The 23,954-nt window shown below is 55.5% G+C and carries 23 protein-coding genes; 13 read left to right on the forward strand and 10 right to left on the reverse strand.

Annotation, left to right across the window (positions count from 1 at the left end; all coding sequences use genetic code 11):
* Together P3T17_RS36820 and P3T17_RS36825 are read left to right on the forward strand one after the other, a co-directional pair.
* Nucleotides 1-192: NAD(P)(+) transhydrogenase (Re/Si-specific) subunit beta (locus tag P3T17_RS36820; protein ID WP_429411878.1), on the forward strand; the 192-nt coding region annotated here is incomplete at its 5' end.
* A gap of 13 nt (nt 193-205) precedes the next feature.
* A complete protein-coding gene (locus P3T17_RS36825; protein ID WP_429411880.1) occupies nt 206-406 on the forward strand; it encodes a hypothetical protein in 201 nt (66 codons plus the stop codon).
* Nucleotides 407-863: 457 nt separating this feature from the next.
* On the opposite strand, the gene P3T17_RS36830 is transcribed toward P3T17_RS36825, so the two are convergent.
* Both P3T17_RS36830 and P3T17_RS36835 read right to left on the reverse strand, forming a co-directional pair.
* Nucleotides 864-2,024 carry a porin gene (locus P3T17_RS36830; protein WP_083611622.1) on the reverse strand — a complete coding sequence of 387 codons (1,161 nt, stop codon included), beginning with the start codon at nt 2,022-2,024 and terminating at the stop codon, nt 864-866.
* Between the two features lie 1,005 nt (nt 2,025-3,029).
* Entirely contained in the window at nt 3,030-3,869 is an 840-nt protein-coding gene (locus tag P3T17_RS36835) for an IclR family transcriptional regulator (protein WP_167379437.1), read from the reverse strand.
* A gap of 446 nt (nt 3,870-4,315) precedes the next feature.
* Between P3T17_RS36835 and P3T17_RS36840 the strand changes: the two genes are divergently transcribed.
* From P3T17_RS36840 to P3T17_RS36870, 7 genes are all read left to right on the forward strand, one after another.
* The gene (locus P3T17_RS36840) at nt 4,316-5,182 is read left to right on the forward strand and encodes an NmrA family NAD(P)-binding protein (protein WP_074296373.1); all 867 of its coding nucleotides are present in this window, start codon (nt 4,316-4,318) and stop codon (nt 5,180-5,182) included.
* Nucleotides 5,183-5,638: 456 nt separating this feature from the next.
* Nucleotides 5,639-6,409: an SDR family NAD(P)-dependent oxidoreductase gene (locus P3T17_RS36845; protein WP_074267523.1), complete on the forward strand. Its 771-nt coding sequence runs from the start codon at nt 5,639-5,641 to the stop codon at nt 6,407-6,409.
* Between the two features lie 82 nt (nt 6,410-6,491).
* Nucleotides 6,492-8,180: a thiamine pyrophosphate-binding protein gene (locus tag P3T17_RS36850; RefSeq protein ID WP_074296372.1), complete on the forward strand. Its 1,689-nt coding sequence runs from the start codon at nt 6,492-6,494 to the stop codon at nt 8,178-8,180.
* 206 nt (nt 8,181-8,386) lie between these two features.
* On the forward strand, nt 8,387-8,743 hold the full coding sequence (locus P3T17_RS36855; RefSeq protein ID WP_074267524.1) for an AraC family ligand binding domain-containing protein: 357 nt from the start codon (nt 8,387-8,389) through the stop codon (nt 8,741-8,743).
* A 250-nt stretch (nt 8,744-8,993) separates the two neighbouring features.
* Nucleotides 8,994-9,125 carry a hypothetical protein gene (locus P3T17_RS36860; protein WP_253190147.1) on the forward strand — a complete coding sequence of 44 codons (132 nt, stop codon included), beginning with the start codon at nt 8,994-8,996 and terminating at the stop codon, nt 9,123-9,125.
* A gap of 462 nt (nt 9,126-9,587) precedes the next feature.
* Nucleotides 9,588-10,757: a branched-chain amino acid ABC transporter substrate-binding protein gene (locus tag P3T17_RS36865; RefSeq protein WP_074267525.1), complete on the forward strand. Its 1,170-nt coding sequence runs from the start codon at nt 9,588-9,590 to the stop codon at nt 10,755-10,757.
* Between the two features lie 335 nt (nt 10,758-11,092).
* Nucleotides 11,093-12,292 carry a PLP-dependent aminotransferase family protein gene (locus P3T17_RS36870; protein ID WP_429411895.1) on the forward strand — a complete coding sequence of 400 codons (1,200 nt, stop codon included), beginning with the start codon at nt 11,093-11,095 and terminating at the stop codon, nt 12,290-12,292.
* A 121-nt stretch (nt 12,293-12,413) separates the two neighbouring features.
* On the opposite strand, the gene P3T17_RS36875 is transcribed toward P3T17_RS36870, so the two are convergent.
* From P3T17_RS36875 to frmR, 5 genes are all read right to left on the reverse strand, one after another.
* Entirely contained in the window at nt 12,414-13,328 is a 915-nt protein-coding gene (locus P3T17_RS36875; RefSeq protein WP_074267527.1) for a LysR family transcriptional regulator, read from the reverse strand.
* Between the two features lie 367 nt (nt 13,329-13,695).
* The gene (fghA, locus tag P3T17_RS36880; RefSeq protein ID WP_074267528.1) at nt 13,696-14,526 is read right to left on the reverse strand and encodes an S-formylglutathione hydrolase; all 831 of its coding nucleotides are present in this window, start codon (nt 14,524-14,526) and stop codon (nt 13,696-13,698) included.
* Between the two features lie 57 nt (nt 14,527-14,583).
* Complete coding sequence (gene gfa, locus P3T17_RS36885; RefSeq protein ID WP_074267529.1) at nt 14,584-15,159, reverse strand: S-(hydroxymethyl)glutathione synthase; 576 nt, start codon at nt 15,157-15,159, stop codon at nt 14,584-14,586.
* A 74-nt stretch (nt 15,160-15,233) separates the two neighbouring features.
* Complete coding sequence (locus P3T17_RS36890) at nt 15,234-16,343, reverse strand: S-(hydroxymethyl)glutathione dehydrogenase/class III alcohol dehydrogenase (protein ID WP_074267530.1); 1,110 nt, start codon at nt 16,341-16,343, stop codon at nt 15,234-15,236.
* A gap of 68 nt (nt 16,344-16,411) precedes the next feature.
* Nucleotides 16,412-16,687, reverse strand: coding sequence for a formaldehyde-responsive transcriptional repressor FrmR (frmR, locus tag P3T17_RS36895; RefSeq protein ID WP_074267531.1), 276 nt, complete (start codon nt 16,685-16,687; stop codon nt 16,412-16,414).
* Nucleotides 16,688-17,016: 329 nt separating this feature from the next.
* Here frmR and P3T17_RS36900 point away from each other — a divergent pair, with 329 nt between their 5' ends.
* A complete protein-coding gene (locus P3T17_RS36900) occupies nt 17,017-18,150 on the forward strand; it encodes an aromatic ring-hydroxylating dioxygenase subunit alpha (protein ID WP_167379438.1) in 1,134 nt (377 codons plus the stop codon).
* Nucleotides 18,147-19,115 (forward strand): PDR/VanB family oxidoreductase, encoded by a 969-nt coding sequence (locus P3T17_RS36905; RefSeq protein WP_429411882.1) that lies wholly within the window; start codon nt 18,147-18,149, stop codon nt 19,113-19,115. Before P3T17_RS36900 ends, P3T17_RS36905 begins: the two co-directional genes overlap by 4 nt.
* 146 nt (nt 19,116-19,261) lie before the next feature.
* On the opposite strand, the gene P3T17_RS36910 is transcribed toward P3T17_RS36905, so the two are convergent.
* Nucleotides 19,262-20,185 (reverse strand): LysR substrate-binding domain-containing protein, encoded by a 924-nt coding sequence (locus tag P3T17_RS36910; RefSeq protein ID WP_429411884.1) that lies wholly within the window; start codon nt 20,183-20,185, stop codon nt 19,262-19,264.
* 36 nt (nt 20,186-20,221) lie between these two features.
* Complete coding sequence (locus P3T17_RS36915; protein ID WP_429411886.1) at nt 20,222-21,127, reverse strand: amidohydrolase family protein; 906 nt, start codon at nt 21,125-21,127, stop codon at nt 20,222-20,224.
* 147 nt (nt 21,128-21,274) lie between these two features.
* Here P3T17_RS36915 and P3T17_RS36920 point away from each other — a divergent pair, with 147 nt between their 5' ends.
* Nucleotides 21,275-21,943 carry a glutathione S-transferase family protein gene (locus P3T17_RS36920; protein ID WP_074267535.1) on the forward strand — a complete coding sequence of 223 codons (669 nt, stop codon included), beginning with the start codon at nt 21,275-21,277 and terminating at the stop codon, nt 21,941-21,943.
* Between the two features lie 134 nt (nt 21,944-22,077).
* Nucleotides 22,078-22,995 (forward strand): DMT family transporter, encoded by a 918-nt coding sequence (locus tag P3T17_RS36925; RefSeq protein WP_074267536.1) that lies wholly within the window; start codon nt 22,078-22,080, stop codon nt 22,993-22,995.
* A gap of 64 nt (nt 22,996-23,059) precedes the next feature.
* Here the strand turns inward: P3T17_RS36925 and P3T17_RS36930 are convergent, their stop codons facing one another.
* Complete coding sequence (locus P3T17_RS36930) at nt 23,060-23,938, reverse strand: LysR family transcriptional regulator (protein ID WP_429411888.1); 879 nt, start codon at nt 23,936-23,938, stop codon at nt 23,060-23,062.
* Between the last annotated feature and the right edge of the window lie 16 nt (nt 23,939-23,954).

The raw sequence follows: 23,954 nt of genomic DNA on the forward strand, positions 1-23,954 counted from the left end.
GATCCGAAGTCGCCGATTGCGGGCATGCCGATTATCGAGGCGTACAAGGCGCGCACGGTGATCGTCAACAAGCGTTCGATGGCGGCCGGTTATGCAGGTCTCGACAACGATCTCTTCTACATGGACAAGACCATGATGGTCTTCGGCGATGCGAAGAAGGTGATCGAGGATATGGTGAAGAGTGCTGCTTAAAAGGAGTCCGGCTATGAATGAGAAGTCAATGACAATGCCGGTAAAGAATCTTGGTGAAAGCCGAGCGGGGTTAGGGGCAGATGAGCAACTGAGCGGAGAAGGGGATGTAGCTATGCCGGCTACCAAGGAATATTGTTCGACGTGGGCATGGGTCAATACAACGGGATGGTATGACTGGATGGACTGGCATCACCCGCATCTGCTAACTGAATGACCACTATCTTCGCATCTGTTTTGCGGTTTTACCGCTGCTGATTTCGAGTCCTGTTAGCGATTTCGACGGCGTGCTTCAGCGTTATCGCTCGCGATCCCGATCGACCGGGTGGCCTACCGGCCATTGAGCCGCGATGAGATTGTCGGAACCGAGATGATCTGTCAGTTGCTGTACGGTCTCGTGATGGTCCTCATCACGCAGTACCGCTCGGACGGCACATGTTTTGGTATCCATAATAAAGTTAGTCAAACGTGCAGGGTTTGATGGATCAGCTCGCCCACCGGTGTGCCCAATCTACCTGTTTAAACACAGCTGTGAACCGCGTTACAGACAACGGTTGGTTCTCCATCGCGACCCTGCTTTAAAGGGACTCGCGTCGAAACGCCGGCGTCGCTTCTGCTCGGGCTAAAGCAGATCCGCGACGTCGGTGCTGGGTTCAAGTTGAGAAATTTGTCTGTTAGAACAGGTGATAAATGCCGATTCGGACCACCGATTGGTGGTTGTTAGTTGATGCATCGCCAACTGCACCGTCGAGGATATCAGCCACGCCGGCGCCGCCAACTGCCTTCTGCCATACGGCCATCGCGTAGAGAGATGTGCTTTTCGAAAGTGCGTAAGACGTCGCAAGCCCGACTGATTGATAGATTGGAACCTGTCCGCTGTAGTTGACCTTGCCGTGGGTGTACGTATAGGCGCCACCAACAGAAAACGCCGGGCTGATCGCGTAGCGTACAAACGCTTCGTAATTGTCGAAGCGCACTGAGCTCGTCGTGCCGTTCGCATCTTTAAAATTCGTATCGCTGAAATCCAGGCCGAGCGTTGTGTTACCGATCAGATAGGACACCCCAGCGCCCACGATTTGTTGACTGGCCGGCTGTCCGACGTAGCTGAAGGGGCCGGTCGCACCGATCCCCGCCCCCGTTGTATTCGGTACGTAGTCACCGTCCGTGAGGAGGGCGCCTGGATCCTTGATGTATTCGTAAGCGCCGCCAAAATTAAATTGACCGAAAGAGTAGCTCGCTCCAAGGCCCCAGAGTCCGGTCGTGCTCCGCCCGACGGCATTGGTGTTTGAGAACGAATACATCCCGCCAAACGTTACGCCAGCGATCTTCGGGCTAGCATATTTGATTGCGTTGTCTACACGGAACGAGTTGTCCGTATTGTCGATATCGCCCGAATGGACGAACGGGCCGCCAAATTGGCCACCTGCTGTCATAGGCTGGAGGAAATCGACAACGGGATCGTACTGGCGCCCGAACGTAAGCGTGCCGTATTTGTCGTCTGACAATCCGACGTAAGCCTGCCGTCCGAATTCCAGTCCCCCCTGTCGCATCTGGCCATTTTCGACGCTGAAACCTGCCTCCAGCTTGAAAATGGCGCTGAGCCCTCCGCCGAGGTCTTCGCTCCCCTTCAGTCCCCATCGGCTGCCGTACACGCCATCGTATGTGCCGTCTCGCATGCGCCAAAGAGAATGCCCTCCGCTGTTGGTTACGTAGTCGAGACCTTCGTCGAGTGCGCCATAGAGAGTTACTGTGGACTGTGCCTGCGCACTGAGTGTGAAGAATGCGCACGAGAGCGCAATTGCAGAGATCTTTAAGTTGACTGAAGAATTACTCACAGCGGTCTCCTATTCCATGGTTGGTTTTCACTCAAACGACGATTTAATTTGTATAACTAATCAAAACTCTGACTGGACAGTGACTTCAATGCCCCGTGTCGGCATCTGTTCGTCAAGCCCGGTGCCTCCTGTCCATGTCGTCGATTCTGCATATCAATAGACCTCACCGGGTAACCAATTGTGAGGAGCGGCTTGCAATGCGGGAAACTCCGGACATTTTGCAAATCCTTCGCACGTCAATCCATGAACGGGAACCGTGACTTGAGCATTTAGCAAGGTGGCCTGTTCCTGGAGCCTCGATTTCATGGTCCGATATCAGAACACGCGTTCCATAGGAGACCTTGACTTGATTATAGCCATCGGTTTTTTGTGAAAACAAATAATTTCGTCGAACTGATCGCAAACCCTGATGCCGGTGTCTCTTATATGCAGCTTCGCGTGGGGCCATATGTGGTGATGAGCACAATCTCGGCACCCATCTCGCGCGCAATGCGCACTGACTGGATTGCCGGGTCGACCGGGGTTAGGGCGATTGGTATGAGCGTGAAGGTAGAGATGGCAGTGCTCGAACCGATCTTCGAAGAGCATCTTCTACCTGCGCAGTGCGCTTTAAATTTGGGCCGGGCTGCTCAGCGGGCGTCAATCAAGGTGGAGGAACGGCTGTACGGAGGGAAAACGGGACGTTGTTGACGCTGATATAGCGGACTACTTAGTAAGTGATCGGCCCGACGTGATGTTGTCGCTGACTAATGTGCTATCACGCCTGGAGATTGATCGGCTTTCTGGCGGGGGCGTAAAGGAGGCAGATGGTCACCAATGCGCTAAAACGGAGTCGGGTGCCCTTGGTCGGGCCGAGAGGTCTCGCATCCAAGCAAAATTCGCCCGCGGGCGACGTGGCTCGAATTTCTTAAAAAGTCGACTCTAAAGGGACACTGGACCCATCTGACTCAATCTGGATTGCAGGTTTACTTAAATGCCTCGAAGCTTTCCGGCGCAAGGGGCGACTTAAGCGTCAAGGCCGCGACGGCCAAGAAGCTCGGAAATTTCGTTCGCGGACTGGACTAACAGATTGGTGATGTTCTGTATGTCGGCAAGCATTCGAGCGTTTGGACCACCGACGACCAGCGCCGCCAAAACCTCACCACTTGACTCAAGGATCGGCGCAGCGATCCCATATACATCGTTGGCGGAGCCGAGGTCTGCTGTATCGAGTCCGGACTCAATAACCTTAGCGAGTAAGTCCTTTAGCATGGACTTGCTTGTAACCAATTTCGAGGCGGGGTCGATCCGGACAGTCTTTACGTAAGCGTCCTGCTCAACCCGAGCCATATTTGCCAGGAGCAATCGCCCCGCAGAGGACGAATAAAGTGGTCTTCTATCCCCAACCGACACCATAAATCGCACTTCCTTAGGGCTATCGGCCTTGGCGATATAAACAATGTGTTGCCGGTCTTGCGTGAAATGAGCGATCAGCACAGTCTCACCTGAAGCAGCGGCAAGCGCTTCAATTGTCGATTGAGCAACCTCGGGAAAGCGGCGGTGAGCGACAACCGCTGATGCAAGCTTGAACGCTTCCAAACCTAAAGTGTACGTTCCCTGGACGTTTTTTACGTAGCCGCTTTCGGTAAGAGCCCGCAACAGCGTCAGAAGGCTTGTCTTGGGGGTGGAAGTAAGTTCGCATAACTTACTTAAATTTGCACCTTCGCGCAAATCGGCCAAGAGTCGCAGGACGTGGACTATCCGCGCGGCAGCTCGCGGTGACGGGCGACGCTCCTTCACCGAGGTACTTCCAGTTGCTTTACTCATGCTGATAAATGAATTTTGACTTGGTGTGGATACTGGCATTGCACTCTGAAACCGATCGGGAGGCATACCGCTAAAGTCGCGTTTCCTCAAGGAAGCGAAGACGTCTTGTCGTTCAACGCCCCGCGCCGCTTCCCGTGCCCCTCTAAAGCTTCTGGATGCCTCAAGACTGGTTGAGTCTTATGACGAGATCCGAATGTTTCGGTTTCCATATAGCACATCTCTATCCGCTAAATGACCAATGCAATCCTTCCTCGCGTTGACATCAAAAGAATGCAGCAATAGAATTGTCCCAATTCAGACTATAGGTCACATATCGGACCTTGTCAACAAAAACGAACCAGGTATTTCACCTCGGACACTACGCTTCCAGCCCTCCAGATCTTTGCACGGTTCACTTCGGGGAGCCACGTCGGCGCGAAGGAACACCGGACGGCTTGTACTTCAGTGCGGCTCCATCATGATTATCCACGCGAGGAGGATGAGCAGTGTATGCAATCACGGGAATCACCGGTAAGGTCGGTAGCGCGCTGGCCCTCGAACTTATAGCGGCAGGTCTCCCCGTGCGAGGGATCGTGCGTGACATCGCACGAGCCGCTTCGTGGACGGAGCGCGGTTGCGAGCTTGCCACTGCCCGCATGGACGACGCTACCGCGCTCGCCGCCGCGTTCGATGGCGCGGTTGGCGTTTTCATCCTGCCCCCTTCGGAATTCGACCCCACACCGGGGTTCCCCGAGGCGCGCGCAGTTAGCGACGCCGTATCCGCCTCGATTCTGAAGGCGCGGCCCGAAAAAGTGGTTTGTCTGTCAACGATCGGTGCGCAAGCTAGTGAGAGCAATCTGCTCACACAACACACGATGATGGAGCAGGCGTTGCGCACCATGCCTGTGCCGGTAGCATTCCTGCGACCGTGCTGGTTCATGGAAAACGCCGCGCGGGATGTCGCGTCTGCTCGTGACGATGGCGTCATCGCCAGTTACCTGCAGCCGCTGGACAAGCCCTTGCCGATGGTCTCCATCAGAGATGTAGGCCGCGTTGCGGCTGAACTGCTCCAGCAAACATGGAGCGGCGTGCGTATCGTCGAACTCGAAGGTCCACGCCGAGTGAGCCCTAACGACCTCGCCTTGGCCTTTGCCCGCGTGCTTCACCGCCCGGTACGCGCCGAAGCCATCGGCCGGGACACCTGGGACGCGCTGTTCCGCTCGCAAGGCATGAAGCATCCGCTGTCACGGATACGCATGTTCGATGGACTCAACGAAGACTGGATTGATTTCGAAAATCACCCCGATGAAATCATCCGCGGTCAGATTGAACTGGATGCGGTTCTCGGCGCGCTTGTGCCACGTCCGGCGTGACTGAAACCAGCTGAGCGGCAAGGGTCGCGACACATTCCCCGTCAAAGCCACTTCTCGATAAGTGTTGCAAACGAACGTGAACGAGGTTGCACTGCACTCCAACCCGCTCAACACGAGTTCCGCCTTGGGTCTGCTTCCCTCTTCCCTCATTAACACCTCCTGAAATACCTGCCGTTCATCTCACGGTATTAGGTGACTTGAATAACCCAACGAAACCTGGACGCCCACCTCGCACGACTACCGTGGGCTGGCCAATCCCCACAGCCAGGTTTCGTTGACATCAAAGAGTTGGAACAATAGAATGGTCTTCATACGGACGTAATGTCCCATATCGGACCAATGCAGGGCGGCGTAGCGGAACGTAGGCTGCGGTCACTTTAGTATTGGTGGGCTTGCATCTTAAGTAGCGTCCGCGCGTAGGGTGCCAGCACTTCTCACGAATCGGGGAGTACGCAAATGAAACAGCTCGAAGGCAAGAAGGCACTCGTAGTTGCAGGTGCGAATGGCATCGCGCGAGCGTGCGTAGAGCGATTTGCTTTGGCAGGCGCTGAAGTCTGCTTTTCAGATATCAACGAGAATTCTGGTGAGGCTCTCGCAAACGAATTGCAGCGACAAGGTTTCAAGGCGACGTTTTTCCCCTCCGATGCGGGTGATGCGAAGCAGGTGCGGGCCTTGGTGCAGTCGTCGATAGATACCATGGGCGTAGTTGACATCTTGCTCAACAGCGCAGGGGTAGCAACACCGCAGGATCTGCTCGAAATCACCGAAGAGGTATTCGACCGCACCCTGAACATCAATCTCAAATCGGCGTTCATCGCGAGTCAGGAAGTGGCGCGCCACCTGCTTTCAAGAGAAAGCCCTGGTGTCATCATCAATATGTCATCAGTCAATTCCGTGATGACGATTCCTTCGTTACTTGCTTATAACGTTTCGAAGGGCGGAATTAACCAGTTGACCAGAAATATGGCGGTTACGCTCGCGTCTCACGGCATCCGCGTGAATGCGATTGGCCCTGGCACGATTGAAACTGAGCTGGTGCGAAACACGGTGCTGTCGTCCCCGGACGCCGCGGCAAAAATCATGTCTCGCACACCGATGGGCCGCCTTGGCAAGCCAGAGGAAATTGCATCTATTGCTCTATTTCTTGCGAGCAATGAGTCTTCGTACATTACAGGGCAAGTCATCTTTGCAGACGGTGGCCGAATGGGCCTCAACTATACCTGCTGAAGCAGCGCACTCCCGATCTCAAACACCCTGAAGCAGAACACGATCCCTAGCGTCTCACACAAACTGTATCGGACGGCAATTCATGCAATGTTCTCTTTCAACGCCGCGAACTGGCGGGCAAATCCTCATTGATCAGCTGGTACTTCACGGTGTCAAACACCTTTTTTGCGTTCCCGGCGAAAGCTATCTTGCCGCTCTTGATGCACTGCATGACGCGCCCATAGAGGTTACGGTTTGTCGGCAGGAGGGAGGTGCCGCCATGATGGCGGAGGCACATGGAAAACTTTCGGGACGACCCGGAATCTGTTTCGTTACACGTGGGCCAGGAGCCACTAACGCCGCGGCCGGCGTTCATATCGCGCAGCAGGACTCCACCCCGATGATCCTTTTCGTCGGCCAGGTCGAACGCAAAACCCGCGGCCGCGACGCTTTTCAGGAGGTTGATTATCGGGCGACGTTTGGACACCTTGCGAAATGGGCTACAGAAATCGACGATCCTTCCCGGATCCCCGAGATTGTGCTTCGTGCATTCCATGTAGCGACTTCTGGTCGGCCCGGACCTGTAGTGATCGCGCTGCCCGAAGATATGCTTGCAGAGACAGCCATCGCATTAGATCCTCAACCGTTCACGCCGGTCGAGACGTTGATCGGCGAAGCGAACGTTGCCACGCTCGATGCACATTTGCGGGCGGCCGAGCGCCCCGTCGCGATTCTCGGAGGCAGCGGTTGGGACGCCGAGGCTGTGTCCAACTTTGTCCGATTTAGCGAACGATATGGCCTCCCTGTAGCGGTTTCGTATCGTCGGCAGATGCTCTTTCCGGCAACACATCCCAATTTCATCGGCGATCTTAGCTTCGGAGCGAATCCAAAGCTGGTGGCCCGGATAGAAGAGGCAGATCTCGTATTGCTGATCGGCACCCGACTGTCCGAAGCAGCGAGTCAGGGTTATACGCTTTTACGAATTCCGACCCCTGCGCAAAATGTCATTCACGTGCATCCGGACACTAACGAACTGGGGCGCGTTTATCAGCCGACACTCTCCATCAACGCATCGCCGAGGTCCTTCGCCGCCGCGGTTGCAAGGCTGGCCACCCCTGAGCAGCCGTTATGGGCGTCTTCCACGCAGCTTGCGCGTACGAATTACGAAGGATGGAGTGACCTCAGCAGGATCCAGTCTCCGGGTGAACTCCAAATGGCGCGGATCATCGAGTTTCTCCAAAAAAGACTTCCCGCTGATGCGGTTATTTGCAACGGCGCGGGAAACTACTCGATCTGGGTGCATCGCTTTTACCGGTTCAGCGAGTTCGGAACGCAGCTCGCTCCTACATGCGGCTCCATGGGCTATGGCGTACCCGCAGCGGTCGCTGCGAAACGTGTTCACAGTAACAGAACCGTCGTTTCATTCGCTGGCGACGGTTGCTTTCTGATGCACGGGCAAGAATTTGCGACCGCGGTGCAATATGAACTTCCCATCATTTTTATCGTGGTGGATAACAGCATGTACGGCACGATTCGGATGCATCAGGAGAAAAACTATCCTGGCCGGGTTGTCGCCACCACATTACGTAACCCGGACTTCGCCGCATACGCGCAGGCTTTCGGAGGTTATGGCGAACGCATCGAAACCACCGAAGAATTTGAAGGCGCGTGGGATCGGGCATACGCCTCCGGAAAGCCCGCGATCCTGCACTGTCTGATTGATCCCGAAGCAATTACTCCTTTCGCAACTCTTAGCTCATTTCGCGAAGCTGCACTTGGTGCTTCAAAATAAAAGCAAGGTCGCAGAGCGAGAAGACATCGAATCGACAACAAAGGGGATGAAATGACAGGAGCACTATCCGTCAACAGCCCCAGGTATGAAGGCCGTTCGCGTTTCGCAATTACGGCACGGCTGTTTTGCTTCCACTGGAAGATGAAAAATCGTCCTTTTGCAAACCCTCGGCGACTGTGTACAGCCGCTCAACGATGGAGATGTCCATGTCCGAAGTCATTCATTTTCAACGTGACACTGTGTCCTTCGAACCGTTCGGCGAACAAGGTAGCGGATCCGCGTCGATCGCACGCCTGGTCGGTCCTGAACTAAGCAAAACCATGGGTGCGGGTCTCGCGCGTTTCGACAATGTCTCTGTCGAATGGACGGTCCACTACGACGAATTGATTTTTACGCTTGACGGGGCTTTTACGCTGCGCGTCGGTGAGCATGCCTATGAGACAAGACCGGGCGATGTGCTTTGGATTCCCGCAGGTACGTCAGTTCGTTACGAAGGCCGCGGCGCGACCATTTTCTACGCGCTTGCGCCGGTGGACTGGCGCGAGCGGAGCAACCTGACCTAAGCATCTGTCCACCGCTTTCAGATTTCAAAATATCATCGTCGCTGGTGATGTCGCGAGTGAGATTGCAGTCGCTTATTTTTTGGCGTGAGGCGAGGCTCTGGAGAGGTGGGGAAAATATAAAATGATATGCAGTACGTAGGAGTATTAATAATCAAAAAATAGCAAATAAATATGGTGAAAAATGTATGTCTCACACTATCTTTTTGCGGATGGAATGAGGAAGACACTCGGCGTTCTTTTGCCCGGATTAATGACGCTTCCGGCGACTGTTGACGATGTAATTGAGGTATTGGCTGGTCATTGCATGGTTAGGGCGGTCGGTAGAAATGATTGGAGCGAGTATCGCGCCGGGGGTTCGTTTAGTGTTCAACGCGAGAGCTAGATAGATGGGACGGTGTTTGAGACTGTCGATTATGTATGCAGCTACGATGATCGAAAGGTCTGACAGTACGGTCATGGTTCTGCCGCGACGGTGGAGTTCCACGGGAACGGCTGAGCCGTGACGGAATTGCGGAAGAGGACGCAATCAGGATTCCGTATGGAATACCTCCCGAAACGCTGCGTCGAAGCTTTCGGTGCGCCCCATGGTTCGTAGAGAACGCCACGCGTGATGCTAAGTCGACGGCAGAGACGTCCGGGCCAGTGCGAGGTGCAGCACTAGGGTTTGCGCTAAGTACGCAGATTTTTGTTCTTTCTAAAAAAGATCGGGGTCTATAATTAGGCTGTGCGTCCGATATGAAACCTAGGGTCGCATATGGGACCTTGAGCGGGTCCGTAGCCCCGTTTGCTCAATCTGAGACTCAAACGGACTTCCCATATTCAGGATCACCGAGGACTCGCAAAAATGTTCAAGTCGCTAAAATTTCGTATGCGGTGTCTTGCAGCCAGCTCCGCACTTCTTGCTCATTCTCTCTTTTTGTCCGCCTACGCGAACGCGCAAGAGACGGTTGTTCAGATCGGGTTAGTGGCGCCTATGACAGGCCCCTATGCTGGCTACGGCAAAGACTGTGAAAACTCCGCGCGGCTCGCTATCGACGAAGCCAACGCGAAGAAGCTGTCGATCAACGGGAAGCCCATCAAGCTGCAACTGGTCTCCGCTGATGATCAGGGCGATCCTCGTATTGCTGTTCAGGTCGCTCAACAATTGGTCGACGAGAAAGTTGTTGCTGTGATCGGGCACTTCACCTCTGACACTACACTTCCCGCTTCACGAATCTACTCAAAGGCTGGTATTCCAATGATCTCGCCAGCTGCGACTAACCCGAGCATTACCCAAGGGGGGTTGTCGACGGTGTATCGGGTTATGCCGACCGATGCACAAAATGCCGGCACGGCTGGTAGATGGGCCGCGACAGCGGGCAACGCGAAGCGGATTGCAATCTTGGACGACCGCACTGCCTTCGGGGCTGGGGAAGCTGACGAGTTTGAAAAGGCGGCGCGGGCTAGCGGCGCAACGATTGTCAGCCGCGAATACACAAACGATAAGGCAGTGGATTTCAGCGCCCAGTTGACGAGAATCAAGAGTACAGGTGCAGATCTGCTATTTTTCGCAGGAAGTGGTGACACGCCTTCTGCCATGGTCGTAAAGCGCATGCGTCAGCTTGGAATGAAGGCGACGTTCGTTGCGGGCGGCGGCGTCGCAGATGCAAACTTTATCAAGATCGCTGGCGATGCTGCGGAAGGCGCATTTGTTTGGGACTACGGTTTACCGCTGCAATCGCTGCCGAACGGCAAAGAGTTTGTTGCGAAATACCGAAAAACCTATGATATTGACCTGCTCCCCTATGGCCCGTTTAGCTATGACGCAGCCAGCGTGCTGATTCACGCCATAGAAGCAGCCAATTCGACGGAGCCGGCCGATATCAACGCAGCAATCAAGAAAATCCAGTTCACTGGGATCACCGGTCCTATTGCCTTCCTTGCCAATGGCGATATCAAAACAGCAATTTCAACACTTTACCAAGTGAAGCAAGGTCAATGGGTCGTTGTGACATCAACCAACAAAGGTGTATGAAATTTAACAGTATGGGGCCATGATCCGGCGGCTGGCAGGGACAGTTTCTTATGAGCTGTAGCAGGTCAGTGAAAACCTGTCGGTCTATCAAGTAGTGGACGCGTGATTGAGATAGGGCAGCGGCCATTGCTTGTGTAGGTCTCGTTACGCGTATTGCTGTGGTCTCAGATTGCAGACCTGGCCGCGCCATAAGCGAAGTTGGTTTTGAATGGGCGTTTTGAAACACTGGACCTGACTTCGCCTGGATAGCCACGTGTGTTGAACAACAAGCCAACCGTTGAGAAGAACTTGATCTCATTCTTCAGTGATCGCGATGCATGGCTTCGAGGAAAAAAATGTACGATTTTGCGCCAGTTTTTAAACAACCAACGGGTTCCCCCATCCGCGAGCTTTCAAGATATCTGAACCAACCGGGAATGATTTCGTTTGCAGGCGGAGTTCCAGCGAGTGATTTGTTCGACGTCCACGGATTTAAACGCGCGAGTGAAATAGCGTTCGAAAATCCAGTGGCGTGCCTGCAGTATGGTGCGACCGAAGGAATGCCCGCGTTAAAGGAACAAATTCTCCGGTTTGTGGAAGAAGATGATATTAGACGCGACGATTCGGAGGTTATAGTCACCACGGGGTCTCAACAAGGGTTCGATCTCCTGTTGCGAGCATTTGTGTCGTCTGGTGATGTGGTTTTTGTCGAAGAGCGTACCTATCCCGCCACGTTGCAAGCACTAAGGCTGCAACAGGCCTCGGTCACCGGAGTCGCTGTGGACAGCGACGGACTGGATACGGTTGCGCTAAAACTACTCCTCGAATCGGATACTCTAAAGGCAAAGCCGAAATTGCTCTACGTCGTGCCTTCGTTTTCGAATCCAAGCGGACTTACGCTGAGCCTGGAGAGAAGGATCGAACTGCTTGAACTGGCTGTTAAGCATCAGTTCGTAATCGTGGAAGATGATCCGTATCACGGGTTGCGTTTTTATGGTGAGCCTATCCCTTCCTTGCTCAGTCTCTCAGGTCGCGTCGAAGGTGCTCGAGACTGGGTGGTCCATCTGGGGAGTCTGTCTAAGATATCGGCGCCAGGCTTGCGGGTGGGATGGACAATCGGACCGGCTGATATCGTGCGCAGATGTGTCATTGCGAAGCAGACCGCCGATCTATGCAGCTCCACCTGGATGCAGGCCGTTGCAGCCGAGTATCTAAAAAGTGGGGCCCTCAGACCTCATCTGAAAAAAATTGCTGACGAGTACGGGAAGAAGTGTGATGTGCTGTGTGACTTACTAAAGCAGGAATTTAGTGACGGCATCGTCTTTGATCGCCCAATGGGCGGAATGTTTCTGTGGGCACGCTTGCGATCCGGAAGTGATACCTCGGCGCTTCTTTCTAAGGCGATTGCAAATGACGTTGTTTACGTTCCAGGAAGGGTGTTTTTTGCTGACCAGCCCGACATTTCGTCACTGCGTTTGTCGTATGCCGCTCCGGGCGAAGTACTGATCAGGGAGGGGGTGCGGCGGCTCAGGCGCGCTTTCGAAGGTTCGCTTTAACACGCACGCAAGCCTCGTAGTCGTAGGTCTGGCCGAGTGCGAGGAACAAATGAGCCTGCTGGCAGACGTTAGTGAGGCAGGGATAGCAGCTCTGCTCAAAGCGCCGTACAGACATGGCGGTTCAACGAGGGTTACCGACGATCGACGAGATAAAGTCGAGGAACGCATTCGTCTTCGCGGGCATATGATTTCGAGAGGGATACAGCACATAGAGAGGCCAGCGTTCGTCGCACCAGTCGGGGAACAGATTGACAAGTCGCCCACTTGCAATCAAGCCTTCAATGCCCAGCTCCATGACCTGGGCGATACAGTATCCAGCCAAACATACCGCATGCATCGTACCTGCATCATTAACCATTAATTGGCCTTCGGGATAAAGCTCCATTTGCGTGCCATTGCGATGGAACTCCCATTTAAATGGCAGGCCTGTCTCAGGATTCCGATATCTCAGGCAAATATGTGAGGAGCCACGCAACTCATCGGGGCTACGCGGGCGGCCGTGCTCTTTCAGGTAAGAAGGCGACGCCACCGTGAGTATTCGTGTTTCGAGCAACTTGCGAGCTATCATGGACGAGGACTTCGGCTCGCCGAAACGGATGGCGAGATCGAAGCCCTCAGAGACGGTGTCGCCGAGTTGGTCGCGTGTGACCAGGTCAAGCTTGAGTTCGGGATGGGCTTTGAGGAACTCGCTTAGGCGTGGTCCAAGAATAAGGTTTGAGAAGAAAGGGTGAACGTTCACTCGCAGACGTCCACGCACGGTCTCCTTGCTGCAGGCAGCTGACTCAGCGGCCTCCTCCAGTGCGGTGAGCAGCGGCACCACCTGTTCGTAAAGGCGACGTCCCTCGTCCGTAAGGGTTACGGAACGAGGATGACGGTCGAACAGACGCGCGTCAAGCCGACCCTCGAGTCGCGCGATCGCACGGCTGACGCCGGGCTGCGACATATTTAGCGCCTCAGCGGCGGCAGCAAAGCTGCCGCTATTGGCCACTGCAGCAAGTACGCTCATCCCATTGAGGGTTCGCTCGTCGAAAGCCATATGGCTTCTCCTGTCGGTGGTATCTTTTCGCAACAGCGATGGTAGCGAAAAGCGAAGGCCTATTGATAACGCATTCCAAGAGACAAGACGGAAGTGTTGTCATTGCCATATCGTGCCGCGCTTGCACTACGTGCCGGTATGCAGATACGGGAGCGAGTGAAACGCGCCTTAATGCCGTCTGAACTACCTATAGCCTCAAAGTATCGGAAATGAGACCGCCGCAAAAGTCCGGTGCGACTTTGACCGAGGGATCACGATGAAAAGGTAACTCATCGGTGCCATAACATGTCAATAATGTGTTGGGTCGTACTACGACCAGCATCGTCTCCATGTGTCAGCGTCCGACAATTCTGCGGGTGTAAATCGACTATCCATGGAGAGCTTTAGCATGAAACGCAATATGATTGCCAATGAAGGTAGTGATGAAGTAGTAGCTATGATCGAATCCAGGATAGAGCCTAAGTGTCAGGGGATGGCCGACTGCTTCACAGGAAGCCTTTAACAGATGAGGTTTGAGCTGAGTCTCAAGAAATTCATCTGCAGCGCCTTGATCAACCAGTAGCGGAAGCTTCTCTGCCGCGGACCTGACGAGGTCGCACGCATCGTATTGCCTCCATGCTGTACGGTCTGGACCCAGGTACGCCTCGAATGCTTTCTTGCCCCATGGCACCTGGGCGGGAGCGACGATCGGCGAGAATGCCGAAACGCTGCGATAGCGGCCCGGATTGCGCAGCGCCACGACGATTGCACCATGGCCGCCCATCGAGTGTCCGCTTATGGAGCGGGCTTCTGAAGCAGGGAATTCCGATTCGATCAATTCGGGAAGTTCCGTGACAACGTAGTCGTACATCCGGTAGTGGGCTGCCCAAGGTTTCTGGGTTGCATTGACGTAAAAGCCTGCACCTTTTCCAAGGTCATAACCCATATCGTCAGCAACCTGTTGCCCGCGAGGGCTGGTGTCCGGAGCGACTATGATGACGCCATGGCGACTCGCGTATTGTTGAGCTCCGGCCTTCGTGGTGAAATTCTGCTCGGTGCAAGTCAAACCGGAGAGCCAGTACAGTACGGGTAGTTTTTTCCTGGATGCCAGCGCCGGGAGAAACACCGAGAAGTTCATTGAACAGTTGAGCGAGGCCGACTCATGCCGGTATACGTCCTGCCATCCGTCAAAACAGGCACGGTGTTCTATCCGTTCCATTGCGACTCCTATAAATAGCGGACGGATCGGTATGAACGATCCGCCCTGGCTTTTTTGCTACTTCAGCACACCACTGCGCTTTGCGATGTGCGCGGCTATCGCGTCCATTAGCGGAGGATTGAGTGCGTCGTGCGGTGCGAGCCCAAGCTCGGTAAGTCTGGCTCGAACGTCATCCATTTGTTCCGGCTTTGCGCCGCCACCTTCGATCACCGACGAGACGAATGCCGCAAAACGTGGCTCCTCCCAACCTTTGTCGTTGGACAGTTCGGTGTGCACGAAGTCGAGACCGTAGAAAGGATGGTCGCGGTTCTCGATCCGACCATACATGTGAGTTCCGCACGCCTTGCAGGCATGGCGCTGGATAGCGGCGTTCTCGTCGACTACCTGCAGCTTTTCCGGGTGAGCCGTGACTTCGACCTTGTCTCTCGGGACGACTCCCACTACCGAAAAAGCGGCGCCAGCGGGTTTCCAGCACTTGGTGCAACCACAAGCATGGTTGTGTGCCACGTTACTGGTTATCCGGACTTCGACTTTGTCCTTCTGACAATTGCAATGGAGGGTACCGCCGGCGAAGCCGGGTGTACCCTTCTTGATACCGGTATCGACTGATGGGTGGATTGCCACAGTGCTCATTTTGAATTCTCCAATGTTTTCAGAATAGGAATCGGCGCAACAACGCTACGCCAATGACTGCGCACGGTCGTGTCCTAATAGTTGATCACGGTGCGAATCGACATGCCGTCGTGCATCAGGTTGAATGCTTCGTTTATCTGATCAAGCGGCAATCTGTGCGTGACAAATGGGGCGAGCTGGATGTCACCTCGCATGGCGTCTTCCACCATGCCTGGTAGTTGTGAGCGCCCCTTTACGCCACCAAATGCTGTGCCTTTCCATGTACGGCCTGTCACCAGTTGAAACGGACGCGTCGAGATTTCCTGACCGGCCCCCGCGACGCCGATGACTATGGACTGTCCCCAGCCACGGTGCGCGCACTCCAGCGCGGCACGCATGACCTTGACGTTGCCGATGCATTCGAACGAATGATCGACGCCCCAGCCGGTCATTTCGACGATCACCTGCTGAATCGGCCTTTCATGGTCTTTCGGGTTGACACAATCGGTAGCGCCGAAGGCTTTCGCGAGATCGAACTTCGAGGGGTTGGTGTCGATCGCAAAGATGCGCCCGGCCTTGGCCTGACGCGCTCCCTGAATTACTGCAAGGCCGATTCCACCAAGTCCGAACACGGCGACACTGTCACCCGGTTGAACCTTCGCGGTGTTGTGCACCGCGCCGATACCCGTCGTTACACCGCACCCCAGCAGACAAACCTGTTCATGGTTGGCAGCGGGGTTAACCTTCGCCAGCGAGACCTCGGCGACTACGGTGTATTCGCTGAAGGTTGAGCAGCCCATGTAGTGGTAGATCGGCTGGCCGTTATAGGAGAAGCGGGTTGTACCGTCGGGCATCACACCTTTGCCTTGGGTCGCACGCACGGCGACACACAGGTTCGTCTTTCCGGATTTACAGAACAGGCATTCGCCGCATTCGGCCGTGTACAGCGGAATCACGTGATCGCCAGGTTTGACAGATGTGACGCCTTCGCCGATTTCCACGACGACGCCTGCACCTTCATGCCCGAGCACGCAGGGGAACAGGCCTTCTGGGTCGTCGCCCGACAAGGTGAAGGAGTCTGTATGGCATACACCCGTGTGAGTGATCTTTACTAATACTTCGCGTTTCTTTGGCGGTGCAACATCGATCTCGACGATCTCAAGGGGTTTTCCTGGCGCGAATGCAACTGCAGCACGTGATTTCATGACAGCTCTCTCAATTGGACGACGAAGACAGGCGATATGAGTATCTGGACGGACTGGGCTGCACATCATCACCGCAGGTAGGTGCGAACGAGATTGATAACGCCGTTGATCGATGCATTGGCGCCGTCCTGGCGGTTGGTCGCGTTAGAAAACTCCTCGCGCAAATGGCTTTCAAGCACGCAGGCCATCAGGCCATTGATCGCGCCGCGCGCTGCGGCGATCTGCTGCAGAATCGCCGCGCACTCAGCACTCGCCTCCAACGCCCGCTCAAGCGCTTCGACCTGCCCACGCAAGCGTCTGACGCGGGTAAGCAGAAAATTTTTTTCCTGGGGTGAATGCGGCACATGACCTCCGTTAGATACTGGGCGTGAGTATGTGGTATTGCCACCGTCTTTCTTTATCTCAACGTCCAGCTTTCTAAGGACGTAAGTGAAAACTCCAGGCTCGTGACGACTAACAGGTTTGTTGCTGAGACCTATGCGGAGAGCACGGTGTAAAACATAACGGACTTCGGGAAAGACCTGGGCAACGCGTTAGACGATCCGATAAGCGTTCGGCCGGACGCAGGTCTAGTATTGATACATAGGATTAACCGGCGAAATTTGTCCGGACAATGCTTGAAACGCGAGGGGCGCTTCCTCGCACGAATAGATCAAATACAGGAGATAGCGTGATGTCGACCGTACAAAAGAACCCTGTCCAACTCGAAGTTGTCGGTTCTGATTCGAAGGAGAACGGGCAGCCGAATACGCGGTTTTTGCAGAACGTCTGGTACTTTGCCGCGTGGTCTGCGGATGTCTTGCAAGAGCCTCTCGAACGGCTCATCATCGACCAACCCGTCGTTTTGTTTCGTACCTCCGAGGGTGAGGTGGCGGCTCTGCGAAACGTGTGCCCGCACCGCTTTACTCCGCTTAGCATGGGCACAGTGGTTGGCGACACCATCGAATGCCTCTATCACGGTCTGCGATTCGCACCTTCGGGGCAATGTGTTCACAATCCCCACAGTGCGACCATTCCCAAAGCGGCTTGTGTCAGGCGCTACCCGGTGGCGGAGCGCGACGGGATCGTGTGGATCTGGATGGGCGCAGCCGAACTCGCCGATGAGTCCACCATTGTTCGTTATCCGGAGTTGAATCAACCCGAAAAGTTTACGTACACCCGTGGGCAAACGATGGAGATGCCCTTGAATTATGAGTTGATGACAGACAACCTGATGGATTTGAGTCACGTTGCCTTTACGCACAAGAATACCTTGGGTTCTGATGGGCTCGTCCCTGGTCAGACGGAAGTACGTGAGGATGGCAACTCGATATGGAGCATGCGGATGGCGCCAAACACAAAGCCCGCGCCATCCTTTTCGATGTCAGGTGGGTGCTCGAAGGACGACGTCGTAGATTACTGGCTGGACATCCGTTGGGATGCGCCAGCGAACTTCTATCTCACATCTGGGCACGCACCGGCCGGACAGGGACGTTATCACGGAGCTCAGATTGATTCCTTGCAGGTAGTGACGCCGTCGAGCGCTAACCGGTGTTACTACTTCTTTATACATCTGCGTAACTATCGTCGCGACGATGATGCCATGACGCACGAACTGGCGGAGTTTATCCGTCAGGCGTTCGCCACGGAGGATGAGCCAATGATCGCGAGCGTCCAGAGGAATATGGACGGTCGCACGCTAGAAGAAATGAAGCCGGTGCTGCTGACATGTGACGCAGCTGCAATGCGGGTCCGCAGGGCGCGCGAGCGGCTTCTGGACCTTGAGGCGAAGAGTGATAGTGATGGGATGGTGGAGCGTCGTAAATGAATGAGTCGTGGATTGAAGTAGAAGTTTCGGCCAAGGAACTCGAGGCGGATGGCGTTGTCCGTCTTGAGCTGGTGGACAGGGAGGGCGGGGAGCTCCCCGGGTTCACGGCTGGCGCACACATCGATGTCGAAGTCGCACCTGACCTGATAAGACAATATTCGCTTTGCAACAGTCCGCTCGAGCGCCATCGCTACGTGATCGGTGTGCTGCGGGAGCCGTCATCGCGTGGCGGCTCACAAGCTGTGCACGACAGCATTCAGGCCGGTCACACAATCCGGATCAGAGCGCCGCGTAACCACTTCGCGCTTGATCCCACTGCAAGCCGCTACATCCTGTTTGCAGGCGGAATCGGCGTGACGCCGATACTGGCCATGGCCGAACATCTCAGTGATTCGGGAAAGCCCTTTGAGTTGCACTATTGCGTGCGCACGGCAGCTCGTGCCGCCTTTGTCCGGCGCATGACGAAATCGTCATTTTCGGCTCATGTGCATCTTCATTTTGATGACGGGCTTCCAGAACAACGGCTTGAGATCCGGCAGGCATTGGGGAGTTCGGACGACGACGCGCACGTGTATGTTTGCGGACCTGCGCCGTTCATTGGATATGTTCTGGAGAATGCGCGCGAACGGGGTTGGCCAGAAGCGCGGCTGCATCGAGAGTTCTTCGCTGCATCGACATCAACCGCCGCGTCTGCAGAGGAATCCTTCGAGGTACAACTAAGCAGCACGGGGCAGATCCTCACGGTTCCTGCGGATCGAAGTATCGTGGAGGTTCTGGGCGAAGCCGGTGTCGCTCTGGAAGTCAGCTGCGAGCAGGGGGTCTGCGGAACGTGTCTGACGCGGGTGTTGCAGGGCGAACCCGATCATCGGGATGTGTATTTGACGGATGCGGAACATCTTCGCAACGACTGTATGACAGTCTGTTGCTCCCGCTCGAAAAGCGCGAGACTCGTTCTCGACTTGTAGGCACCGGACCGGCACGTCATCGGGTGTATTGATTGATGGTCAGACGCGTCAACCAGCGTCGCTATGAACGCGGCGCGGGTCTCATGAATCCACCCTGGAATGGGAGCCACACGACCCTCGTCGCCGACGCTAGCCGTGTCCGATTGTCATCTGTCCACTCGCATTCGACTATTGGCCTTCGCATATCCGACCAGGTGCTCCGACAAGTTTTTCACCAGCGTCGGCAGCGTGTCGGGCGGTTGCGTCACCAGGCTTACCTCGCGTATGGCCCAGGGATCTTCGAGCGCGATATAACGTATGTTCATGCTCTTCACGTAGCGCTCCACTGAGGAAATCGGCGCGATGCCGATTCCGACGCCCGCCTCGACCATGCGGCACATGGCCTCGAAGTTGCTGACCTGCACTCGAGGCCGGAAATTCCCGCCGGATTGCGTTGCCACGCGCGCCATGAACCGGTGTAGGGCTGTGTCGCCCGGCAAAGCGATGCAGGAAAGCCTGAGCGTCTCGGTGAAAGAGATCGAAGAGACGCGCGCCAGTTCGGAAGAAGGCGGCAAGATGACGACCAGCCTGTTACTGCCGAAAGGGCGGGCCCACAATTCGCCCGTTCCGACCGGACTGGACACGACGCCGATATCCGCCTCGCCGGCAGCGACCGCCCGTACGATATCGTCGCTGAGTGCCTCTCTGAGCTCGATCTCCACGTCCTGGTGCTGCGCTAGGAATCCGCTGAGCGCCTGGGGCATGAATTCGGTCATCGAAGTCGTGTGCGCGTAGACTTTCACCTGACCCCGCAAGCCACGGCTGAAATCGCGCATGTCGAAGCTTAGGTGCTCCATCTGCTGCATGATCTGCTGCGCATGCGCAAGCAGTGCCCGGCCAGCCGCAGTCAGCGTGGCCCCCTGAGGCGTGCGATTGAGCAGCCGCGCACCAACCGTGGCCTCCATGTTCCTGATCCGCGTGGACGCGGCGGCGGCGGAAATGGCGCTGCGGCTGGCACCTTGAGTCAGGCTGCTAGCATCGGCGATATGGATGAAGAGTTGTAGATCGAACAGATCCAGACGTAGGTTCATGGCGCGTCATGATACCGCGGTGAATGAATCATTCGCCTACATGTCGCCATTCAGTTCCAACCGATAAAGGCGTCGCGCGTTTCCACGGAAGAGGCCTTCCACCTCGTCGGCGCTGTAATCTTCGAAATATCGGACATAGTCTTGCCAGACTTCCCGATAGGGCGTGACGATACTCTCCACGGGGTAGTTGCTGGCAAGCGCACACCGGCCAGAGCCAAAAAGATCAACGGTATAGTCCAAAATGGGACGTATCGAATCCAGCGTCCATGCGGTGTCGAACATGCCGAACCCGGATATTTTCACCGCGACATTAGGTAGCTGGGACAGCTTCCGCATGTTCTTGCGCCAGAGCGCATGGCGTTCGGCTTGGTTTGCATAGGGCATGCCGACGTGCGTAAGAATAAATTGCGTGTCTGGGTGCGCGCGCACCAGCCGGACCACGTCTGCTCCCTGTTCGGGGAAGAATTGCAGATCGAAGGTCAGATCGAATTCCTTGATCAACCGAAAATTGCGTTGCCATACCGGGTCGTGCAGTGGGTCGTAGGCGGGCGACGCGTCGAGCCGCCGATGCAAGGCCTGGCGGACGCCCCTGGTATTCCTGAATGCACGATGGCCTTCGAGGACTGCACGCACATCAGGCGCCGCCAGATCGACATTGCCCACGATGACCTGAGGGACCCCTCCGGAACGAACGACATCGTCGGCTACACCTTGCAGCCAGCGGGTTTCGCGGACATGGTCAGAAGGATCTTGCTCTGCCTGGATATGCACCGCAGCAAGCAATTCGAAATCCTCTGAGTCCAAAAGAAAATCCGTCACCAGATAGTTACGCCGTAACGAGCAGTAGTCCGGCACGACCGAAGATCGATTGCCGTCGTTTAGCCACGGGTAATAGTTTTCCTTCAAATCCCACAAATGGAAATGTGCATCGATGATTTTCATTCGAGCCAGCTCGTATGTTGAACACCCGAACATTGTGCGGACAGGTCGCTGCGGCTGGCAATCAGGATTGCATTAACACCGTGTTAGGGATGCGTTGACGGGGGCTTTTAAAAATACTGATAGTCACTTTTCCTCTGGAGCTACATCATGCGTGTTCGATTTCGTTCGCGCCAAGGCATCATGCAGCTATTCGCAACCCCCGCATCGCCCTGGGTCCGCCGGGTCATGATTTGCATCATCGAACTGGGCATCCAGGACAAAGTCACCACGATCCAAACCCGATGGCCGCACTCGTGGGGAACGCACACCGTGCCATTCACGCCCGAATTCGGCCAGGCTACACCGGTTGGCCGCATCCCCGCGCTGGTGACGGATCAAGGGCTGAGCCTCGCGGATTCGATGGTGATCTGCGATTACCTGAACGCTGAGTATGGTCAATACCGGCTGCTTCCTCAGGCAGGCGAACGCCGGTGGCGCATCCTGTCCCAAGTCGCCATCGCGAACGGCATACTCGAAGCGCACATCAGCCGGCGCGCGGAACTGCTCCGCGATCCGGCGGGACGATCCGCCGCTTTCCTCGAAAAGATGAAGGTCCGGGCACAGCGCTGCTTCGTGGCGCTGAATGAAGACGCGGTGGATTTCGCGCCAGAACCGGATCTTGCCCAGATAACCATTGCCGCTGCTTGCGGGTTTTCCGATTTCCGCTATCAAGGCGATCAATGGCGCGCGACATCTCCCCACCTTGCGTACTGGTATGAAAACTTCTCACAGCGTTCTTCCATGGTGCTGACAAGACCCGCGGAGACCCCGCAATAGCCCTCCCGAGTCTCCGATAAAAAATGGCAGCAAGGTTCTACATCAGGAAATTCTAAACAGTCACGATGCCTCGCGAGCTCTCGTTCGCCGCGGACACCATTTTCCAATTTCCTTATTTCAGGAGACGTTCCGCCATGTCTGCCCCGTATTTCCTGTTTCCTTTCGTCGCGATACTGCTATGGGCTGGTAACGTGATGGTTACGAAGCTGGCGGTCAACGCCATCGATCCGACGGCTATCACGTTCTGGCGACTTGCTTTTGCTGTTGCATTGATGAGCACGTTTGTTCAGAAGCCGGTGTGGCGCAGCCGCGCCGTGATCGTGCCGCAATTGCCAAGACTTGCGATTCTAGGTTTTCTCGGCATGGCGCTGTTTCAATGCCTGGCATATCAGGCAGCGAAAACCACCACCGCGACCAGCATGGCGGTTATCACCTCGCTTGTGCCACTTCTGACTATGCTTCTCTCTGTGCTGTTTTTGCGCGAAGCCCCGACGGTGGGCATGCTATGCGGCGGCCTTCTATCCTTGGTTGGTCTTGTCTACCTGGTCAGTTCAGGAAACCCGGCGGCGCTTCTCTCAGGCGGCGGCCACGTGGGTGATCTGCTGATGCTGATTGCGGCTCTTGCTTACGCACTGTACGGCGTGTTGCTCCGACGCTGGAACGTCGGCCTACCGTCATGGCAGTCGACCTATTTGCAGGCAATCGCCGCGCTGGGCTTCATGCTGGTTTTCGAATTTCGGCTACCGCTGCACGCGGCGCTCCCGAATCGGGCGAGCGTACCGTTGATCGTATATGCAGGCATGTCTGCTTCCGTCGTACTGCCGTATTTGTGGATGCAGGGAGTCAAACATCTAGGCGCTAACCGCTGCAGTATGTTTATTAACCTGCTACCTGTCGCGACAGCCGTCATCGCGGTTGGCTGGTTCAGAGAGCATTTGCATGCATATCACCTCCTCGGCGGCGGAGTCACTCTTTTGGGCGTATTGCTGGCACAGATGATTCGCCGACCGTTGCTGATCGGCTGCCGCGCGACTCACAGGCCAGCGAAATGAGGTAAGTGGGAATCCGTAGACCTGGCGCGAATGCATGCTGGACACGCAATCGCCGGACGCGATATCAAGGCCTAAAACGTTGGATGAACTGATCGAGTGCGGGGTTTTTAGCGTCCGCGCTCCATACGAATTCAACTTCATAGGTGCTGGACAGGTCTGGATGACTGATCAGTTGAGCATCAGGCGGGCAGCTGTACTCTGATACATCCGGCACAATCGAATATCCCATGCCCGCAGCGACGAACCCCAAGATGGTGGAAGTATCGACCGCCACTTCTACCAGGCGCGGCACGAACCCCGCTCGCTGGCACTGATCAATCCAAAAATCGTAGTGCGACGGTGCGTTTTCGCGAGCGAACCAGATACAGGGTTCATCTTTGAGTTCGGCAAGTGTAGCTGGCGGCTTACGGGCAAGATTGCTTTGGCGCGGCACCGCGAGCATCAGCCTGCCGCCAAATATGGTGTGCCCAAAAAATGCTTTATCGCTTCGATCCCTAAGCGCGAGAAATCCGCCGTCGAGACTGCCATCAGCAATTTCCTCGATCTGTTTCATAGCGAGTACCGGCTCAAGCGTAACGGCTATATTGGGATGAGTCGTTCTGAACTCGCGTAGTAGTCGCAAGATTGAAGGGTGCCAACTGTAGCTGGCAGATACCCCGATTCGGAGAGCGCCAAGTTGACCGCTTGCTATTCGCGAGACCCGCTCAGTCGCCATCTGTAGGTCATCAAGCAGGCGTGTTGCGTCTACGACAAGCTGTCGTCCCGCCGCAGTGAGTTCAACACCTCGAATGCTGCGGACAAAGAGAAAGGCTCCTAATTCTTCTTCCAGATCCCTGATTTGGCGGCTCAAGGCTGGCTGAACGACGTGCAAGTGTCTCGCGGCCTCGGCAACGCTGCGATGCTCGGCGACGGCGAGAAAATATCGTAAATGGCGAAATTCCATGAGGGACCTCGTTCCC

The sequence above is a fragment of the Paraburkholderia sp. GAS82 genome, assembly GCF_050436285.1.
GTDB classification, from domain to species: Bacteria; Pseudomonadota; Gammaproteobacteria; order Burkholderiales; family Burkholderiaceae; genus Paraburkholderia; species Paraburkholderia phenazinium_B.

What these genes read in the sequence shown, in the direction of transcription:
- P3T17_RS36825 (WP_429411880.1), top strand. Translation starts at nt 206, where the DNA reads ATGAATGAGAAGTCAATGACAATGCCGGTAAAGAATCTTGGTGAAAGC.
- P3T17_RS36835 (WP_167379437.1), bottom strand. Translation starts at nt 3,869, where the DNA reads ATGCCAGTATCCACACCAAGTCAAAATTCATTTATCAGCATGAGTAAA.
- P3T17_RS36845 (WP_074267523.1), top strand. Translation starts at nt 5,639, where the DNA reads ATGAAACAGCTCGAAGGCAAGAAGGCACTCGTAGTTGCAGGTGCGAAT.
- P3T17_RS36850 (WP_074296372.1), top strand. Translation starts at nt 6,492, where the DNA reads ATGCAATGTTCTCTTTCAACGCCGCGAACTGGCGGGCAAATCCTCATT.
- P3T17_RS36855 (WP_074267524.1), top strand. Translation starts at nt 8,387, where the DNA reads ATGTCCGAAGTCATTCATTTTCAACGTGACACTGTGTCCTTCGAACCG.
- P3T17_RS36860 (WP_253190147.1), top strand. Translation starts at nt 8,994, where the DNA reads ATGACGCTTCCGGCGACTGTTGACGATGTAATTGAGGTATTGGCTGGT.
- P3T17_RS36865 (WP_074267525.1), top strand. Translation starts at nt 9,588, where the DNA reads ATGTTCAAGTCGCTAAAATTTCGTATGCGGTGTCTTGCAGCCAGCTCC.
- P3T17_RS36870 (WP_429411895.1), top strand. Translation starts at nt 11,093, where the DNA reads ATGTACGATTTTGCGCCAGTTTTTAAACAACCAACGGGTTCCCCCATC.
- P3T17_RS36875 (WP_074267527.1), bottom strand. Translation starts at nt 13,328, where the DNA reads ATGGCTTTCGACGAGCGAACCCTCAATGGGATGAGCGTACTTGCTGCA.
- fghA (WP_074267528.1), bottom strand. Translation starts at nt 14,526, where the DNA reads ATGGAACGGATAGAACACCGTGCCTGTTTTGACGGATGGCAGGACGTA.
- gfa (WP_074267529.1), bottom strand. Translation starts at nt 15,159, where the DNA reads ATGAGCACTGTGGCAATCCACCCATCAGTCGATACCGGTATCAAGAAG.
- P3T17_RS36890 (WP_074267530.1), bottom strand. Translation starts at nt 16,343, where the DNA reads ATGAAATCACGTGCTGCAGTTGCATTCGCGCCAGGAAAACCCCTTGAG.
- P3T17_RS36900 (WP_167379438.1), top strand. Translation starts at nt 17,017, where the DNA reads ATGTCGACCGTACAAAAGAACCCTGTCCAACTCGAAGTTGTCGGTTCT.
- P3T17_RS36905 (WP_429411882.1), top strand. Translation starts at nt 18,147, where the DNA reads ATGAATGAGTCGTGGATTGAAGTAGAAGTTTCGGCCAAGGAACTCGAG.
- P3T17_RS36910 (WP_429411884.1), bottom strand. Translation starts at nt 20,185, where the DNA reads ATGAACCTACGTCTGGATCTGTTCGATCTACAACTCTTCATCCATATC.
- P3T17_RS36915 (WP_429411886.1), bottom strand. Translation starts at nt 21,127, where the DNA reads ATGAAAATCATCGATGCACATTTCCATTTGTGGGATTTGAAGGAAAAC.
- P3T17_RS36920 (WP_074267535.1), top strand. Translation starts at nt 21,275, where the DNA reads ATGCGTGTTCGATTTCGTTCGCGCCAAGGCATCATGCAGCTATTCGCA.
- P3T17_RS36925 (WP_074267536.1), top strand. Translation starts at nt 22,078, where the DNA reads ATGTCTGCCCCGTATTTCCTGTTTCCTTTCGTCGCGATACTGCTATGG.
- P3T17_RS36930 (WP_429411888.1), bottom strand. Translation starts at nt 23,938, where the DNA reads ATGGAATTTCGCCATTTACGATATTTTCTCGCCGTCGCCGAGCATCGC.